This is a genomic window from Paenibacillus solani (assembly GCF_050475945.1).
GTDB lineage: Bacteria > Bacillota > Bacilli > Paenibacillales > Paenibacillaceae > Paenibacillus_AQ > Paenibacillus_AQ solani_A.
In genome coordinates this window covers 73,467-90,507 of record NZ_JBCMXJ010000026.1, presented here as the reverse complement: position 1 = coordinate 90,507, position 17,041 = coordinate 73,467, and the positions used below count along the sequence as shown (strand labels likewise).

Sequence of the window (17,041 nt, the reverse complement as noted above, 5' to 3'; positions counted from 1 at the left end):
TTGGATAGGAATTACAAATTAATGAATGCTGTACGTAATTTGGCACTGTATTGAACATCAAAACCGAGACCCGATGCAATCACCGCGAGCGGAACATAGGTTTTATCTTCTTTTCCTACTTTGTGCAGGAATGCCGGTGTATCAATCGGCACAGCAGCGCCGTTGACCAGTACGGTTTTTGCACCGATCGTTACAACGACCGTCCGCTCTCCGTATGTAATGGTCGCGCTGGATGTTTTATTATCCCATTTGGTAGTCGCTCCAACCGCATTCACGATATCCTGTATCGCTACGTAGTTCAAATTATCGCGAAGAATCGGCTTATAGGGGGTGTTCAGCTCTTGCCCCTTCACCATGATGCGCATCTGTGCCTGCTCTTGTGCGGGAGGATTCTTGTAGCTGCCCCAGATGGTCTCTGCAAACACACTTGCCATCGTTTCGTAGCCATATTGGTTCGGATGAATGTCCTCTTTCAGGATGTGGGTCATCGTCAGCTCTGAACCCACGAACTTCTTCGCTACATGGGCTACCTTGATGTCCACTCCCTGACTCGCAAAGCTATCTGCAACGCCATCCACCAATTTGGTGAATTCCCCAGCTGCGGCTAACAATTTGGGGTATGAGGCTTCGTTTGCGATTTTAGGCACGGGATTATACTGGTCTGCCACCACAATCGCGGCCTCGGGGTTTATACTGTGCAGATTGGTTATGACGGAAGAAACATTGTCCGTGTAGCTTTTAAACAATTCTTCCATCTTCGCTTTCAACTGCTCGTCATTTAATGTGTTCACCGTGCTGACCAGACTCATCATGTCATTACCACCGATGGTAATGGTTATCAAATCAGCAGCAGCAATAACGCTCTTCGCTTTTGCTGCCTCAGCGCCAATCTGTTTAGTGCGTGGATCGATCCCACTGAGTCCCGGCTGCATTTCCTCTGCTGTGATCGCCCGTTCATCCGCGACGGCCTGGATGTATTGTTTAAGACCGTCGGTCTTCAAACCTCCGATCCCCAGATTTGTTACTTCCGTCCGTCCATGAAACAAGCCCTGCTCATACAGCCGATCAACAAAACCGTAGGGCTTGCTGTTGATATCCATGCCCGGCTCATACCCCACCGTTAGCGAATCCCCAAGCGTAACAATCCGATAGGTATTCTTGTCTGTCATCTCATCAGCATAAGCCGGTACAACGCCCGGCCCAATCAGTACTGCTGTGAGTGTCAGTGTGCCGGATATTGCCATCAGCCGCTTCTTCCATTGTTTAAACATGCTCTCACTCCCCTAATATCAATACCTCAATCCTACTTATTTTATCATCACCCACCTGTGAATGGTAAAAAAATCAACCTGTGCGATGAGTCTTCGCAAGAATATAAGCGAATAAATACCCCAGACTCGTCGCCCCAAACCAAGCAAAGATTCCGGGTGTGCCTGCCAAATACAGGCTTGGAAGTACCGACCACACAAAAGCTATCAGCAGCAATACTCTGTATGAAAATATAATCGCCATCAACGCTAAGCAGCCCGGCAGAAATAGCATAATAAACGTATTAAGGGCCGCGCTCCCGTTGATCTCATCGTTATATGGATTGAAGAAGTTAAGGATGCACCATAGCAGCATGGAAGCGACCCCTGAAGCCCCTCCAAGAACCCTATACATTTGAAACCGAGCCCGCATCCGCTCTCCCTCCTGGAGCAAGTATTAACCTAAGGACCCAACTAACAGCTGATATAGCTAACCTGAATTCTTTTCAACAAAAAATGGACAGCTGCCCTCATGCTGTCCATTCCAAGTTCCAACCTAATGAAGTCCGCCTGATTCACAAATGAAGAGCTGTCATGCTTCTTTGCCTGAATCTTTAGACTGATCCTTCTTAACCGCCTTATCCATGTACTTGTCATAACGGTCATCTACTTCCTTGGCCATGCTGCGGTATTTCTGAGTCTCCTCCACGATGGGATCATGCTGTGTCTGGATCCGGATCTCATATTTGGGAGAGAGGAGCCTCCGCTCCTCCTTCTCCCGGTCTTTTTCCTGCATATCACCATCTGTTAACATCTCGCTGAGCTGGCGCTCCAAATCCTGATCGGACTTCTCATTCATCGTACGCACACTCCTTTTTATCAAATGTTTGGTGTTGGTGTCTTCATTTCTCGTTAAAATGCCTGCAGTCAGTCCTTCGTTTCACTGCCCGCTTCCCTTAGTGTATCCAATAAAGGCTTATGGATCAGCCCATTGGTTGCTGTAATATGGCGTACGGACAAGTCATAAGGCTGCCCATCAATGCCGGTTACCTTACCACCCGATTCCTGAACCAAAAGCGCACCTGCGGCAACGTCCCATACACTCAGACCATGCTCCCAGTATCCGCTGAGCCGACCGGCAGCTACATAAGCCAGATGAAGCGCAGCCGAACCCCCGGCTCTCACGTTGCGAACCTTCGGCAACAATGTCTGAAGCTCCGCCATATTGCGCGGAAGGTTAACCTTGCTATCCAGCGGGAAGCCTGTCGCAAGCAGACTTTCCGACAAGTGCTCCTCCTTGGATACCAGGGTAGGATTGCCGTGAACATAGGCACCTTTTCCTTTTTCCGCAACAAATAATTCATCCCGAGAAGGGTCATATATCACACCGATAATAATCTCTCCATGGTGAGCGAGCGCAATGGACACAGAATAAAAAGGAAACCCGTGAACATAATTCGTCGTTCCATCTACCGGGTCTATAATCCATAAATATTCTTCGCCCTTAGCTTCCTCAAGCGCTTTCGAGTATGCTTCGTTCCCAGAGGCTACCCCTTCTTCTCCAAGGATGGCATGATCCGGGAAGTGGGTCAAAATCAGCTTACGGATCATCTGCTCCGCACCTTTATCCACCTCCGTTACGATATCCTGTGCCGAAGTCTTGGTGCTGAGCTGCTTGACGGTCCCCAGCTTGCTCTTAATCCATTCTCCCGCTTTAGCCGCACAGTTAATTGCAACTGCAGTGTAGCTTTTACTGCTAACTACATATGGAATTTTTTCGTTCTTATTCAAAGCATTCACTCTACTTTCTATACCAATCTAGTGATTTTGCAATCCTTACATCCTATTCAACCCTCGTGAAGACCGATAGGGCAGGGACGCCAAGAATTCGCCTTATTTCAATAAAAGTCCGTCCTATGCTGTGCACCTGAATGCGTGGCGAGAACGAACTTTTTATCCCAAACATCTTGCTTATGGGGAATCTCTGTTTGGATACTTCCAACGTAACCCAAAATTCTCCAACTTGCAAGTGATAACAGGCTTGTTTATGGTCAGGGCTTCACTTCGATTGAGGCACCGTCAAGTACAGTTATGCCTTCCTTCTCGTAATCACCCAAATCCTTCATCAGATCAAACAAGGCTCCATCCTTCATCTTGGCCTCGATCATGACGTCCACCTGCTGCGTAGAGCCGGCAATATTTCGTAAGAACGCGAGTAATGGCACGACGTCTACTCCATCAGCATGGCTCCGGATATCCGTGGGGCTCTTCGGGCTGGATACATGAATCTTAGGCGGCAGCGGCTGTAACGGGTCAGAGCCTGCCTGGGCAAGCGGGGTCTCCCAGGTACGAAGGATATCCGGCCACAGCTCCCAAGGGGCCTCTCCGTCATTATTTACCCACTGGTGATGAATATCCAGCACCATTGGCAGCCCTGTTTGCAGGCAGACTGCCAGCGTTTCCTGCGCGGTAAAGGTTTTATCGTCATTTTCAAGGGTGAGCCGTTCCTTAATATCAGGGTCAAGCTCATGGAAGTGCTGAACGAATCTGGCCGCAGCCGATGGCTTGTCCCCATAAGCTCCGCCGATATGGATGTTATTCTTCATGGAAGCAGGCAGTTCCATCGCCTGCAGCATATGAACATGTGACTCTAAGTCACGGATGGAATTGACCAGCACTTCAGGACGCGGTGTGCTCAGCACCGTAAAATGGTCCGGATGAAAAGACACCCGCATCCCATGCTTTTTCACAAAATCCCCAATGGCCTGAAAGCCTTCACGCAGGGCCGGAAACGGATCCCAATCCTGCAAATCCTGATGTGTGGCCAAAGGGATCAGCTTGGAAGAGAAGCGATACACCTTGATATCATGAGCCAGATTATGTCTCAAGAGTCGAAGGGTATTATGTAAGTTCTCATTGCCGATCCGCTCCAGTTTATGTATGCCGGCTTCGCGGTCGTTCAGCTTCATAAAGCTCTTCATGGTCATCGTCTTGGAGGGAGAAGCATTCTGCACGACCGTGGACATGGCCACATAACCGAAACGGACAATCATGCATGATCTCCGAAGAACATTTCATGAGCAAGTGCGGTCTGTACTTTGGCTTCCTCATCCGTCAATTTTCGGATCAGCTGCAGCTCGACAGATGTGACTTCGCGACCCTGGAAGTTGATCTCTGATACGCATGCGGTGATCAGAACGATGGCTACCGCCTGATTATCGGGTGTATAAGCAATGACCTTCTGGCCTGTCGGAAATACGCGCAAGCCGTCCTTGAGCATTTTGCCGCGGCCGTACTCCAGAAGCTCATATAGCTCCTGCTCACTCTTAAACTTGCAAACGGAATTGAACTCGGTTTGGAATCCCATATCACGTAACTTCCTTTCATTGATAATATTAGACTCAAGGGGAGCCGTTTCGAATTGCGCGGACTCCCCTTGGTGCTTGGTATTCTATTTGTTGCTTTATGCCTGATTCTCATACACCAGGGATTGTTTGCGATTATAACGCTCCAGACCCAGCTCAATCATTCGATCCAACAGCTCGCGGTAAGATACACCTGTCTCTCTCCACAAGAGCGGATACATGCTGAACGGGGTAAAGCCCGGCATCGTGTTCACTTCATTGATCAGAATCGCGCCGTCCGAACGGCGGACGAAGAAGTCAGCACGGGTGATACCGCCGCCTTCAATCGCCTTGAACGCGGTAATAGCGAGATCCCGAAGACGATCAGCCATTTCCGGATCGATCTCAGCCGGAATCTGCATCTGCGATTGTCCATCCGTATACTTGGCTGCATAGTCATAGTATTCACTGGAGGAGACAATTTCACCCGGAACGGATGCCATCGGCTCATCATTACCGAGGACGCTTACCTCTACTTCCCGAGCATCTACAAACTCTTCCACGATGATCTTGTCATCAAAGCGCAGCGCAGATTCAATGGCCGCCTTCAGCTGCTCCCGGTTCTTGGCCTTGGATATTCCCACGCTCGACCCCAGGTTAGCCGGTTTGACGAAGCTTGGGAAACCAAGCTTATCTTCGATGTCCTGCACCACCTCATGCTGGTTTCGCTCCCACTGGATACGGTTGAAATAACAAAACTCGCATTGCGGCAATCCCGCTTGGGCAAAAAGTTTCTTCATGACCACTTTATCCATACCGGCGGCAGAAGCCAGCACACCGGTGCCCACGTATGGAATGTCCGCCATTTCGAACAGTCCCTGAATCGTGCCGTCCTCACCGAATGTTCCGTGCAGGAGTGGGAACATGATATCCACCACCTGGTTCTCCTGGCCATACAGCCTGCTGAATACGGCGTTCAGAGCGGACTGGGTTCCTTCCCCTTCAGCCAGCTTCAAATCCTCCAGCTGGGCAAAAGGAGCCGAAAGCTGGCCGCCGATTCTCCATTGCCCCTGTTTTGATATATAAAAGGGAACCAATTCGTATTTATCATAATCGAAAGCGTTCATGACTGCGAATGCCGTGGAAAGCGACACCTCATGCTCACCGGATTTACCCCCGTATACTAAACCAACTGTTAATTTATTCTGTCCCATGTTAACCTCTCTCTTATCCGTATTGCAGCATGACATGCTGTCATCTTAAAAATAATCAGGTATATGGTAAAACCGGTATTCGGTGTTATCATTCCATGCGTAAGAGTCCTGGTAATCCCAGTATCGGCGGCGGCTTGATACCGTATGCGCATTGACCAGCGGCATCCCGCCCGCGTCAAATGCTGTCACGATGGTGCTGTGTTGAAATGCGCCATCACCGTCCCAATCATACACGATGACATCGCCCAGCATCAGCTGCTCAGGCCGCTGCACCCGCTCAGCACGCAGTCCCGAAGTGCTGTTGTTCAAATACAGTGCAAAACTGTTCGATACGGCCCAGCTGTAGCTCCACCATTCTCGCTTGTTTATGTACCCCTTGTACCACCATCCCGATTCTCTTTTACCAGTATAGTGGATTGGGGCTTTGCCTGCAAAGAGGCATTGGGAGATATAGTTCGTGCAATCCACCTCAAATTCTTCAAACTCCGGGTTCCCCGAATCCCACCAGCGTTCGGCGTAAGCAGCTGCGGCTTCACGATCATAACGAGCAGATCTGGGACTGCTGCCCGCAGAGTATACACGCCCGTTCATAAAGGGGGTAGACGGCTCTCTGCCATCCGAATATCCGCCTGCTGACGAAATTTCAGTTCTTTGCAGTGGATGGCGTTCATCCTGCAGACGTTCAATGCCGACGATTAGCCAAGCCTCACCATCACGGATCAGTGTCAGCCGCTCCTTTGTGATCGTGTCCTCCCTGTGTGTCATCCCTCTCTTTTCGTAATAAAACACACTATGAAGCCGAACATCGGCGACAACATCCTCCTCGGTTTCTCTGAGCACACGCTGGAGCCTTGCACGAGTCTCACTCTTAAGCGGCGTTGCCTCCCGCTCGGCATACCACGATTGCAGCCGGAATTGCCGCTCTCCCCTCTCTATCAGAAAATTCAAATCCGCTACAATTTGCTCTTTCAGGCCTGAAGAATAGTCTACGCGATTTTGGTTATATTGATTGACGTAAATAGACAGAGCTTGTTTCCAAGGCTTCTCCGTTTGCTTCAGACTGTTCATTATCTCTCCTCCTCTAACCTTACCTTTCACGCTGTTTCCTATCACATCTATATGAAGAAATTCATCAGGCTATGAACTTCCGTAAAGAGAATACAGAAATATAGGCCATTAGCGGCTGAATCCAGGTTGAATTCGGGTTTATTTTCACCGATTTGAAATCCTTTTCTTCTATAAAAAATGCTTTACGTAGCGAGTTGGAAACGGTATACTTAAAGTAGCGTTTATGAAATTAGGTTTCATCTAGTGAAACCACAGACAACGGTTTACCCCTAATTTTCTTAATTAGATTTATGAAATGACTCAAGGAGGTTCATCTATGCCAGCAAAGGATCAATTCTCCATCTCTCGCAATCTAGAGGTGGACGGTAAGAATTACCGTTATTTCAGCCTGCAGGCGCTCGAAGAGCAAGGTTATGGCAGCGTATCCAAGCTCCCTTTCTCTATTCGGGTACTGCTTGAAGCTGCCGTACGTCAGTTCGACGGACGCGCAATTACCGAGGATCACGTCAAACTCTTGTCCAAGTGGAATGAAGGACGCGACGACAACAAGGAAATTCCGTTCATCCCTGCCCGTATCGTATTGCAGGATTTCACCGGCGTTCCGGTTGTCGTAGACCTTGCAGCCATGCGTGACACCGTTAAAAAATCCGGCGGCGACCCGAAACAGATCAACCCGCTCGTGCCTGTCGATCTCGTAATCGACCACTCCGTCATGGTTGACGCTTTCGGTACCGACCAAGCTCTTGAATATAATATGAAGGTTGAATTTGAGCGTAACGAAGAGCGTTACCGCTTCCTCCGCTGGGCTCAAACGGCATTCAACAACTTCCGTGCAGTTCCTCCGGGAACAGGAATCGTTCACCAGGTGAACCTGGAGTATCTGGCTTCCGTAGCAGCTACGAAGACGGTTGACGGCGAGACGCTGGTCTTCCCTGATTCCCTCGTAGGTACCGACTCCCATACCACCATGATCAACGGTCTTGGCGTTGTGGGCTGGGGTGTTGGCGGTATCGAGGCAGAAGCCGGGATGCTCGGACAACCACTGTATTTTGTAACACCTGAAGTTATCGGCTTCAAGCTGACGGGCAGCCTGGCGGAAGGCGCTACTGCGACTGACCTTGCCCTCACAGTAACCGAGCTTCTTCGCAAGAAAGGCGTCGTAGGCAAATTCGTAGAATTCTACGGTCCTGGCCTTGCCAACATCAGTCTGGCTGACCGCGCAACGGTTGCTAACATGGCTCCGGAATACGGCGCTACCATCGGCTTCTTCCCGGTTGACGATGAAACACTGGCTTATCTCCGCAACACAGGCCGCTCCGATGAGCAGGTTGCACTCGTGGAGAGCTACTACAAAGCACAGAATATGTTCCGTACGGCGGATACACCTGACCCTGAGTTCTCCGATGTAATCGAACTCGACCTTGCTTCGGTTGTACCGAGCTTGGCTGGTCCGAAACGTCCACAAGACCGTATTGAGCTTACCAATATGAAAGATAACTTTAACGACATCATCCGTACGCCGATCGATAAAGGCGGATACGGCCTTAGCGATGAGAAAATCGCCGAAACTGTTAAAGTCCATCATAAAGACGGCTCTACCAGCGAAATGGGCACAGGCGCGGTAGTTATCGCGGCTATTACAAGCTGTACGAATACGTCGAACCCAAGCGTTATGCTCGGCGCAGGTCTCCTGGCCAAAAAAGCTGTTGAACGCGGCCTGACCAAACCTGGTTACGTGAAGAGCAGCTTGACTCCAGGTTCCCTTGTCGTAACCGACTACCTTGAGAAATCCGGCCTATTGCAGTATCTGGAGGCTCTTGGCTTCTACGTAGCTGGCTATGGCTGTGCAACATGTATCGGTAACTCCGGTCCGTTGCCGGATGAAGTGAGCGAAGCGATTGCCGACAACGACATGACGGTAGCTGCCGTTCTGTCTGGTAACCGTAACTTCGAAGGCCGCGTACACGCTCAAGTCAAAGCCAACTACCTGGCTTCACCTCCGCTGGTTGTCGCTTATGCTTTGGCAGGCACCATGAACATCGACCTTCAGAACGATCCAATCGGCTACGATCCAAACAACGAGCCTGTATATCTGAAGGACATTTGGCCATCCAGCGCGGAAATCCGCGAAGCGATTGGTCTAGCTGTTAGCCCGGATGCATTCCGTGAGAAATACGAGAATGTGTTCACCGCGAACGAGCGTTGGAACAAGATTCCGGTTCCGGAAGGTGAGCTGTATGAGTGGGATGACAAGTCCACTTACATTCAGAATCCGCCATTCTTTGAGAGCTTGGGTGATGGCCTTAACGATATCCAGGACATCAAGGAAGCGCGCGTACTTGCTCTCTTGGGCGACTCCGTTACAACGGACCATATCTCCCCAGCGGGCAACATAGCAGTGAACAGTCCTGCAGGCAAATATCTGAGCGAGCGTAACGTAGAGCGCAAGGACTTCAACTCCTATGGCTCCCGCCGTGGTAACCACGAAGTTATGATGCGCGGTACCTTCGCTAACATCCGGATTCGTAACCAGGTGGCTCCAGGTACGGAAGGCGGCGTTACCACTTACCTGCCAACGGATGAAGTAATGTCCATCTATGATGCTTCAATGAACTATCAGGCAGGCGGACAGAACCTGGTCGTTATCGCTGGTAAAGAGTATGGTACCGGAAGCTCCCGTGACTGGGCGGCAAAAGGTACGTATCTCCTCGGCGTCAAAGCGGTATTGGCTGAGAGCTTCGAGCGTATCCACCGCTCCAACCTTGTGGGCATGGGCGTACTTCCGCTCCAGTTCCAAGAAGGTCATGGCTGGAAGAGCCTCGGTCTGAACGGCCGTGAAACCTTCGATATCCTCGGTCTTAGTAACGATGTGAAGCCAGGACAAGAATTGACGGTTGTCGCTACACGCGAAGATGGAACCAAATTTGAATTCCCGGCGATCGCTCGTCTTGACAGTATGGTAGATGTGGACTACTACCATAATGGCGGTATCCTCCAAACGGTACTGCGTCAAATGATCGCGTCGAACTAATATAATTTCCCCTTTAAGGCGCTAAAGCCTTAGGAAGAAATCCCCATCATACCCTAGTGGATGATGGGGATTTCTTATTCTCCGGTACTTCTTTCCTGATTATTGAGTATTCCGTTTCGCTTGCACCCGCTGAGGTTAATGGGTAAAAAAACAACCGGAATTTATAATCAGGAGGATGGTACCTTATGATCAAAATACATACGATGGCTTCGTTCCATTACCAATATCAACGGCCGCAGCCGGTAGCCGCTCCCAAGAAAGAAGAGCCGGCTGACAAACCCGTTACTTTTCAGGAAATTCTCAACCAGAAGATCAAGGAAAAAACTTTGAAGTTGAGATAAGCCCCAGCTTGTCGTTGAAGAATTACAATACATAGCAGTCTGGTACAGGATAGAGCTATAATTGACAACCTTACACGACAAATAGGCCGTGCCCCCAATCACCCGGATTGGAGGCACGGCCTTCTCTGTATAGAAAAACCATCATACTGTATGCTGCTGAATATCCTGTTTAAATCAGATCATCATTCCCATTTCCCGTGCAGCTTCCATCAGAATGGGCGCATGATCACGAAGTATGTCAGCCGACAGGCGGGTTACAGGGCCCGACATTGATAATGCCGCCGCTATTTGGCCGTTACGATCAAAGATCGGTACCGAGACCGCAGCTGCGCCAGGTTCGCGTTCTTCGATGCTGATCGCGTACCCTATCTCGAGAATTTCCGCCAACTGCTGCCGGTAGATGCTGCGGTCCACGCTCTCCGGCCAATCCGGTGCGCTCAGCAGCTCCTCCTGGTCTGCCGGAGGCGCATAGGCCACCAGCACTTTGCTAGAAGCGCCGACAGACAGCGGCAGCCTTACCCCCACCTGGGCAACCCGCCGGATGCCCTGGTTGCTCTGCACAGCCTGAATGCGAAGACGCTCAGCACCATCTCTTAGATACAGACTCACCGTTTCCCCTAGTTGATCCCGCAATGCCTCCATGGCCGGAAGGAGCCGGGTGGCAGGGTCGTCGCTTTGCGACAAATGCATCGATAGTTCCCATATTTTCAAACCGAGCCGATATTTTTCGGTCTCCTTGTTCCGCACGACGAACCCTTTCTCTTCCAGTGTTGATAGCAGCCGGTGAACGGTGCTTTTATGTAATCCGATATAAGAGGAAATCTCCGTCAGAGCAAGCTCGCTATCCTTTGTAAAACACATCAATATATCAAGTGCCCGCTCGACGGCACGCACTGTTAATTTGCGCTCTTCCATCCTCTTCCTGCCCCTCTCCCGTTTCATTCTATGAAACTTGGTTATAAAAATTATATGAAAATTTTGATCAAAAGTAAACCATTAGGATAGCTACTTTACAGTTGTCTTACAATCTATGGATTTGCATTGACTTTACAGGAATCCGGGCATACGATGATTATAATTTCAGATTTTCGTTTTGACGAAAAATATCCAAACTCTATGGTAAGGAGGGGCCACTTATGAGCACAGCAACTGGTAGTAATGCCCCACTCTCCCCATCGAATGATACGCCCGCTGAGCTGTCGACCCGCTTGGTTCGTTTTAAACATATAGTATTAGCCTTATTATTATCCGTCGTTTTTTTTCTCATCTTTTGTTTTATCGCGCTTCATGCCTATATTGCATGGGTATTGTCAAATCCGACAGTCGCTCCTCTCTATTCCAATCCCAAGCTTGCGAAGGATATGGATTACGAGTCCGTCACCTTCCACTCGATTGATGGGAAACGAAATATCAATGGTTGGTATATACCGGCCGAGAACTCTTCCAAAACGATCGTGCTTAGCCATGGTTACGGTGCGAATCGGGAAGAAACCTGGATACCGATGTACGATATCGCCCATTACGCGCACAATATGAATTTTAATGTACTGATGTTTGATTATGGCTTTGCTTCCCAGACCAGCAAGGAGGTCGCCACCGGAGGCAAGGAAGAGAAGCGTCAGCTTCTCGGAGCCATACAGCATGTTAAGCAGCGTGGTGCCAAGCAAATCGTCGTGTGGGGCTTCTCCATGGGAGCCGGTACGGCACTGCAGGCTGGTCTTGAGACAAAGGATGTGGATGCGATGATCCTGGACAGTGCTTTTTTGCTGGAGCCGGACACACTTTATCACAATATTCGCAACCAGATCGATTTACCGCGTCATCCGTCCCTAGAAATTCTGGAGCTGCTATTCCCGGTGCTGAATGGTACCAGCCTGGATCAGATCCCTTATAATGAGGTGAAGAGCGAGGACTATCCATTCCCGACCTTGTTCATTCACGGAACGAAGGATGATAAGGCGCCTTATCCGATCGCCGAAAAGATCGCCTCTAACCAGACAAATCCTGATTCGGATTCCTGGATTGTGGAGAATGCGCACCACGAGCTTATCTTCCGTGAACATCCAAAAGAGTATTTACGCAGAGTCTCCGCCTTTCTCGATAAACTTGAGACACCTGATTGAATTCTGACATCATCGATGATAAGTTACAAGAATGCCTATCTCTTTATAAATCTATATCTTGATTTCCCCTACTGCTTGTGCAGAGGGGATTTTTTTGTTTTTACATATATGCTTCATAATACAGGCCACAAAATGAATATAGTGGGTTTAGCGAACCTGATACTGGAGGGAACGGACATGTTATTTAATTATGGGGCGAAGCTCCCCGTACGATTATTGGAAGAAATCCGCTATTGGAAGCATCAAGAAAGGAAGCACACCGTACTCATCAAAGCGATAGTCCCTGACCTGGAGCCAGTCTATGTCAAGATGCTGGATCAATGGGCTGTGGTATTCTCCGACACGGAAAAAGCAGCAGACGAACTTCTGCGCCATATCCTTGGTCATAATGCTCCCCCTTCACCTCAGATGCTGGCCCAGATCGAGCAGTTGTTGCGCGCTTCCTGTGAGCAATCCAGAGAGTTCATTCGCCAACTGCACGGAATGAAGGAACACAGTAAATCTATTCAAAAAGTACCGCTTGCTAGTACGATTCTGCTGCATGTGATCCGGGAATCGGAGTATTTTCTGAACTCGCTGGAGACTCTCAATGCCGCCGGAGCGCTGGAAAGATTCATGGACCTGGATATGCCGCCACAAGTACAGCCCATGACTCTTCAGGAGGCTTCTTCCGCACTACCTCCTCCGCTTAATACTGAACGGTCCATTCAAGGTATGGGTGACCATGGCACAGCCGTACCGATTGGCGGACATCGTCTTCCTCCCCTGCCTTACGCCTATAACGCGCTGGAGCCGCATATTGATGAGAAAACGATGCGGATTCACCATGACATCCACCACCAAAGCTACGTTGATGGTTTGAACAAAGCGGAAAAGAAACTGGAGGAGGCCAGAAAAAGCGGCGATTTCGAGCTGGTCAAACATTGGGAACGGGAGCTGGCTTTTAACGGTGCCGGTCATTATCTGCATACGATCTTCTGGTTTATTATGAACCCTCGGGGCGGCGGCGAGCCCGAAGGGGAGCTTGCTCAGCAGATCAAACAGGACTTCGGCGGCTTTGACCGATTCAAAAAGCAATTTACCGAGGCGGCAGACAAGGTAGAAGGCGGCGGCTGGGCAATCCTCGTTTGGAGTCCGCGCAGCCATCGTCTTGAAATCTTGCAGGCTGAGAAGCATCAGAACCTCTCACAATGGGATGTCGTCCCACTGCTTGCTTTAGATGTGTGGGAGCATGCCTACTACCTCAAACATCAGAATAAACGCAAGGACTACATCAATGATTGGTGGAAGGTAGTCTACTGGCCGGAGGTCGCTGAGCGCTTCAAGCATGCCAGCAAACTGAAATGGAAGCCTTTCTAAGGGTTTAAAGTCCGGCCAGGCTGCTTCATATTGGTTAATACTGGGTATACAATCTTGAGCCCTCCTTTCTTCATTTATGAAGTTTAGGGAGGGCTTATCATCATATCCAGAGTGTTAAACTAGGAGCAGTCCCATCTAATCATTAGGCCCTTTTTACCAGATATATGGTTATTTGTTCGGTTGAATAAACCCATATACTGGATTATGATGTGACGGTACATATGAAATTTAAAGACTTAATTAATAAACGAATGAGATGCACGAGGGGACTGAATTTGTTATGGGTAATCGTTTAGGATGGAAAAAACTATTCATATGCTTCTTGTTAATCCCATTTATTCTAGGAGGATGTCAAAACATGAATTCGAACAAAACCAATAACTCCGACATGACGGATGATATAACAAATAATGACGATGAACTAATGAGCCAAGCCAGAGAGACTGCCATTCAGTTCTTTAAGGAAAAGTATGACTTGGAGGTCGAGGTAACCAACCAAAAGAAACTGCCTACCTATGTCGCTGACGAGATTGATGTTGAAGGATATGTCATCGGGCATAAAGATCAAACCTTTAATATTTCAGTAAACTATAAAACCCTTCAAACCAAAAACTTTGTCATGAGCCCAGAATTGAAGGAAGTCATTCAAGCCAAGGAGCAGAACTAATTAATTATTCTTTATGGAGGACCCATCATGGTTGATGATGAAACATATAACACTTTATCCAGATTAGCCTACAAAGATTTGAAAGCAGATACACAGATTGAGGACCTTCCACAGTGGGAGGTTCTGGAGGATACCAGAAGCTATAAAGTATCCGGATTTGATGCTGTTATCTTTGTCAATCGGGATACAGGGGAAGCGGTTATTGCATACAGAGGGACGGAGGGAGATGCAGAATTATCAGCAGCCCTGCCTGATTATGTAAGTGATGTTGGAATTGGTTTTGAGGAACTCAAAAGGAAAACTGAGATTAAAAGACCTTTTGATGAACATCTAACCAAATTTGAAGATGCAGTTGGAATTACAACAGTCAATGATTGGCTCGGAGAAACCTCAAGAAAGCTTGATAAAAACTTGGATTTTGTAGGGACAAATCAAATGTACCAGGCTGAAGACTACGCCAAAGAAATGCAGGAAAAATATAAAGATTTAAATTTCTCACTTACTGGTCACTCACTAGGTGGAGCAAATGCACAGTATGCTGCTGCTTATACAGGTATGACAGCCGTTACCTTCAGCGCCCCTTCCGTGATCGGAAGCCTGTCTCCGGAGGTTAGACGAAAGGCCGAGAATGGTGAGTTTGACTCCCAAATCATTAACTTTGCTCATCCGGGTGATATTATTGCCAGTGGTACATTGGGTGGTTACGACGGTCACGTTGGCTCTACTTATTACATAGACTCCAGTTATAAAGACGCCAATGATGGGCTTAGCCTAAAAGAAAAAATCGCAAATACGCTGGGCGGTCCCAATTATCATCAGCTTGACCGTTATTCATTTGAGGATGGCTACATTTCCAATCCACTATATGACGGTGCCACGGACAAAGCTGTGAATTCTCCCAGAATACCTGCCCATAGCGATCTTCTTTTTGGCCTTGGAGGAGCCTTGAGCCAAATGGGTTTAGCTTTAGGCGCCTCGCTTGGGGCTGCACTCAGTCTCTCCGGGGGTGCTTCAGGAACGATCCAGGTGACCCCGGCCGAACTGCGCAGCGTAGCTGAGAAATGGAGGGCGAATGCCCATCGCAACGCTGCTGAAATACAGGGAATTCGGCAGCGACTCTCCAAGTATATGTACTCCAGCCATAGCAGACGTCTGCAGCCGCTAGTCCAGCAGCTGGATACTTCCATTGCGTCCATGAGTCAATGGCATTTGGAACATACAACAGGCATCGTTCAGTACATTCAATCCAAGGCTGATCTGTTCGAACGAACAGATCAAAGCGGGTAACCAACTGTGATCAACCACCGGGAGGGATAGAGATGAGTCAAGAGATACTGCTGGAGCTCGATGATTTGCTTCAAGCAGAACGTGAGCTGTCAGGGTCTGCTTGAAGCTATTCAAGCCGATGAACGGGAGGCCAGGGTCCTGTATGCTTGTCTGCAAGACTGGAAGGGACAATCCGCGAGTGTATTGCGAGAACAGGTTGAAGCCTTTTTCATGGAGACAGCTCATCGTATCCGTGAGATTGAAGAACAAAAAAACGCTCTTATTCAGTATGTTCACTACATGAAACAGGTAGATGGCGCATCTTGATGATCATGGCACCAAGGTTTCCTCCACCTATAATGTCCTATTCATGAGGGAACGCAAAAAAAGGCTTCGCCTGCTAAGAGGCGAAGCCTTTTCATAATAATCTTAGTCTTTAATCAGTGATAAAAACTCGGCACGCTGTGCAGAATCGGTCTGGAAAGTACCGCGTACAGCAGATGTAACCGTCTTGCTGCCCGGTTTTTTGACACCGCGGGAACACATGCACAGATGCTCACCTTCCACAACAACCATTACGCCGTTAGGTTCAAGCGCATCCACAATAATATTAGCAATTTGCGAGGTGATACGCTCCTGTACCTGAAGACGGCGGCTAACTGCCTCTACGAGACGCGCCAGCTTGCTGAGTCCGGCGATTTTACCGCTTGGGACATAACCGATATGGACCTTGCCGAAGAACGGAGCCATATGATGCTCGCACAAGCTGTAATACACGATATCCTTCACGATAACCAGTTCCTCGTGATTCTCGTCAAAGGTTACCCCAAGAACATCCTTGGGATCGACCGCATATCCTGCAAAAATCTCCTCATACATACGGGTTACACGAGCCGGTGTCTCAATTAGACCCTCCCGATCGGGATCTTCACCGATCAACTTCAAAATTTGCCCTACATGGTATTCGATCTGTTCCCGGTTCTCGCCTACTAGAAGATTCACATAATCTTTAACGCCTGACATCATACATCCCCCTTTTAATCCCAATAACGAGCACTTATAGCCGCTGTTAGCGGTCTTTTAAATAGAAATGCCCCTCCGTCATTCAAAGTTGGACGAGAGTGGGCCTTCTTCCACTATGATTTACGTTTGCGGCCTTGCCCTTTACCTGGCATCGGCTGATTTTTCATCATTTGCTGTGCGCGCTGCATCTGCTTGCTATTCATGTTATAGCCCATCTGCTTTGCCATCTTTTGCAGCATTTGCGGATCATTCTGCATCTTCTCCAACTGCTTGCGGAGATAGAATACGCCGATGAAGAATCCGCCAACCAGACCCACGATCAATGTAATAATCGGAATGACTATGTCCATCACTTGAC

The 17,041-nt window shown here is 48.8% G+C and carries 18 protein-coding genes; 7 read left to right on the top strand and 11 right to left on the bottom strand.

Going from position 1 to position 17,041, the window contains the following annotated elements; translation table 11 throughout:
- Window positions 1-11: 11 nt before the first annotated feature.
- From ABEQ74_RS28355 to ABEQ74_RS28320, 8 genes are all read right to left on the bottom strand, one after another.
- Window positions 12-1,271, bottom strand: a complete 1,260-nt coding sequence (locus ABEQ74_RS28355; RefSeq protein WP_430125535.1) for a stalk domain-containing protein — start codon at window positions 1,269-1,271, stop codon at window positions 12-14.
- 73 nt (window positions 1,272-1,344) lie between these two features.
- Window positions 1,345-1,680 carry a hypothetical protein gene (locus ABEQ74_RS28350; RefSeq protein WP_430125534.1) on the bottom strand — a complete coding sequence of 112 codons (336 nt, stop codon included), beginning with the start codon at window positions 1,678-1,680 and terminating at the stop codon, window positions 1,345-1,347.
- Between the two features lie 159 nt (window positions 1,681-1,839).
- The gene (locus ABEQ74_RS28345; protein ID WP_430125533.1) at window positions 1,840-2,106 is read right to left on the bottom strand and encodes a hypothetical protein; all 267 of its coding nucleotides are present in this window, start codon (window positions 2,104-2,106) and stop codon (window positions 1,840-1,842) included.
- A gap of 68 nt (window positions 2,107-2,174) precedes the next feature.
- Window positions 2,175-3,038 carry an inositol monophosphatase family protein gene (locus ABEQ74_RS28340; RefSeq protein ID WP_430125532.1) on the bottom strand — a complete coding sequence of 288 codons (864 nt, stop codon included), beginning with the start codon at window positions 3,036-3,038 and terminating at the stop codon, window positions 2,175-2,177.
- A 260-nt stretch (window positions 3,039-3,298) separates the two neighbouring features.
- Complete coding sequence (gene uvsE / locus ABEQ74_RS28335) at window positions 3,299-4,300, bottom strand: UV DNA damage repair endonuclease UvsE (RefSeq protein WP_430125531.1); 1,002 nt, start codon at window positions 4,298-4,300, stop codon at window positions 3,299-3,301.
- A complete protein-coding gene (locus ABEQ74_RS28330; RefSeq protein ID WP_430125530.1) occupies window positions 4,297-4,614 on the bottom strand; it encodes a hypothetical protein in 318 nt (105 codons plus the stop codon). Before ABEQ74_RS28330 ends, uvsE begins: the two co-directional genes overlap by 4 nt.
- A gap of 96 nt (window positions 4,615-4,710) precedes the next feature.
- Window positions 4,711-5,805, bottom strand: a complete 1,095-nt coding sequence (locus tag ABEQ74_RS28325; RefSeq protein WP_430125529.1) for a D-alanine--D-alanine ligase — start codon at window positions 5,803-5,805, stop codon at window positions 4,711-4,713.
- 45 nt (window positions 5,806-5,850) lie between these two features.
- Window positions 5,851-6,873 (bottom strand): amidase domain-containing protein, encoded by a 1,023-nt coding sequence (locus ABEQ74_RS28320; RefSeq protein WP_430125528.1) that lies wholly within the window; start codon window positions 6,871-6,873, stop codon window positions 5,851-5,853.
- Window positions 6,874-7,189: 316 nt separating this feature from the next.
- On the opposite strand from ABEQ74_RS28320, the gene acnA reads away from it, so the two are divergent.
- Together acnA and ABEQ74_RS28310 are read left to right on the top strand one after the other, a co-directional pair.
- Window positions 7,190-9,904, top strand: coding sequence for an aconitate hydratase AcnA (gene acnA / locus ABEQ74_RS28315; protein WP_430125527.1), 2,715 nt, complete (start codon window positions 7,190-7,192; stop codon window positions 9,902-9,904).
- A gap of 185 nt (window positions 9,905-10,089) precedes the next feature.
- Entirely contained in the window at window positions 10,090-10,245 is a 156-nt protein-coding gene (locus ABEQ74_RS28310; protein WP_165593466.1) for a hypothetical protein, read from the top strand.
- Between the two features lie 174 nt (window positions 10,246-10,419).
- Here ABEQ74_RS28310 and ABEQ74_RS28305 read toward each other — a convergent pair whose 3' ends face one another.
- A complete protein-coding gene (locus ABEQ74_RS28305) occupies window positions 10,420-11,160 on the bottom strand; it encodes an IclR family transcriptional regulator (RefSeq protein WP_430125526.1) in 741 nt (246 codons plus the stop codon).
- Between the two features lie 221 nt (window positions 11,161-11,381).
- Here ABEQ74_RS28305 and ABEQ74_RS28300 point away from each other — a divergent pair, with 221 nt between their 5' ends.
- The 5 genes from ABEQ74_RS28300 (at window position 11,382) to ABEQ74_RS28280 (ending at window position 15,987) form a co-directional block, all read left to right on the top strand.
- The gene (locus ABEQ74_RS28300) at window positions 11,382-12,368 is read left to right on the top strand and encodes an alpha/beta hydrolase (protein WP_430125525.1); all 987 of its coding nucleotides are present in this window, start codon (window positions 11,382-11,384) and stop codon (window positions 12,366-12,368) included.
- A gap of 177 nt (window positions 12,369-12,545) precedes the next feature.
- Window positions 12,546-13,727, top strand: coding sequence for a Fe-Mn family superoxide dismutase (locus ABEQ74_RS28295; protein WP_430125524.1), 1,182 nt, complete (start codon window positions 12,546-12,548; stop codon window positions 13,725-13,727).
- Between the two features lie 358 nt (window positions 13,728-14,085).
- Window positions 14,086-14,394: a hypothetical protein gene (locus tag ABEQ74_RS28290; protein ID WP_430125523.1), complete on the top strand. Its 309-nt coding sequence runs from the start codon at window positions 14,086-14,088 to the stop codon at window positions 14,392-14,394.
- 27 nt (window positions 14,395-14,421) lie between these two features.
- Window positions 14,422-15,681: a lipase family protein gene (locus ABEQ74_RS28285; protein ID WP_430125522.1), complete on the top strand. Its 1,260-nt coding sequence runs from the start codon at window positions 14,422-14,424 to the stop codon at window positions 15,679-15,681.
- Window positions 15,682-15,741: 60 nt separating this feature from the next.
- Window positions 15,742-15,987, top strand: a complete 246-nt coding sequence (locus tag ABEQ74_RS28280; protein ID WP_430125521.1) for a hypothetical protein — start codon at window positions 15,742-15,744, stop codon at window positions 15,985-15,987.
- 102 nt (window positions 15,988-16,089) lie between these two features.
- Here the strand turns inward: ABEQ74_RS28280 and folE are convergent, their stop codons facing one another.
- Together folE and ABEQ74_RS28270 are read right to left on the bottom strand one after the other, a co-directional pair.
- Entirely contained in the window at window positions 16,090-16,683 is a 594-nt protein-coding gene (gene folE / locus ABEQ74_RS28275; protein ID WP_430125520.1) for a GTP cyclohydrolase I FolE, read from the bottom strand.
- A 113-nt stretch (window positions 16,684-16,796) separates the two neighbouring features.
- Complete coding sequence (locus ABEQ74_RS28270) at window positions 16,797-17,033, bottom strand: YneF family protein (RefSeq protein WP_009594912.1); 237 nt, start codon at window positions 17,031-17,033, stop codon at window positions 16,797-16,799.
- Between the last annotated feature and the right edge of the window lie 8 nt (window positions 17,034-17,041).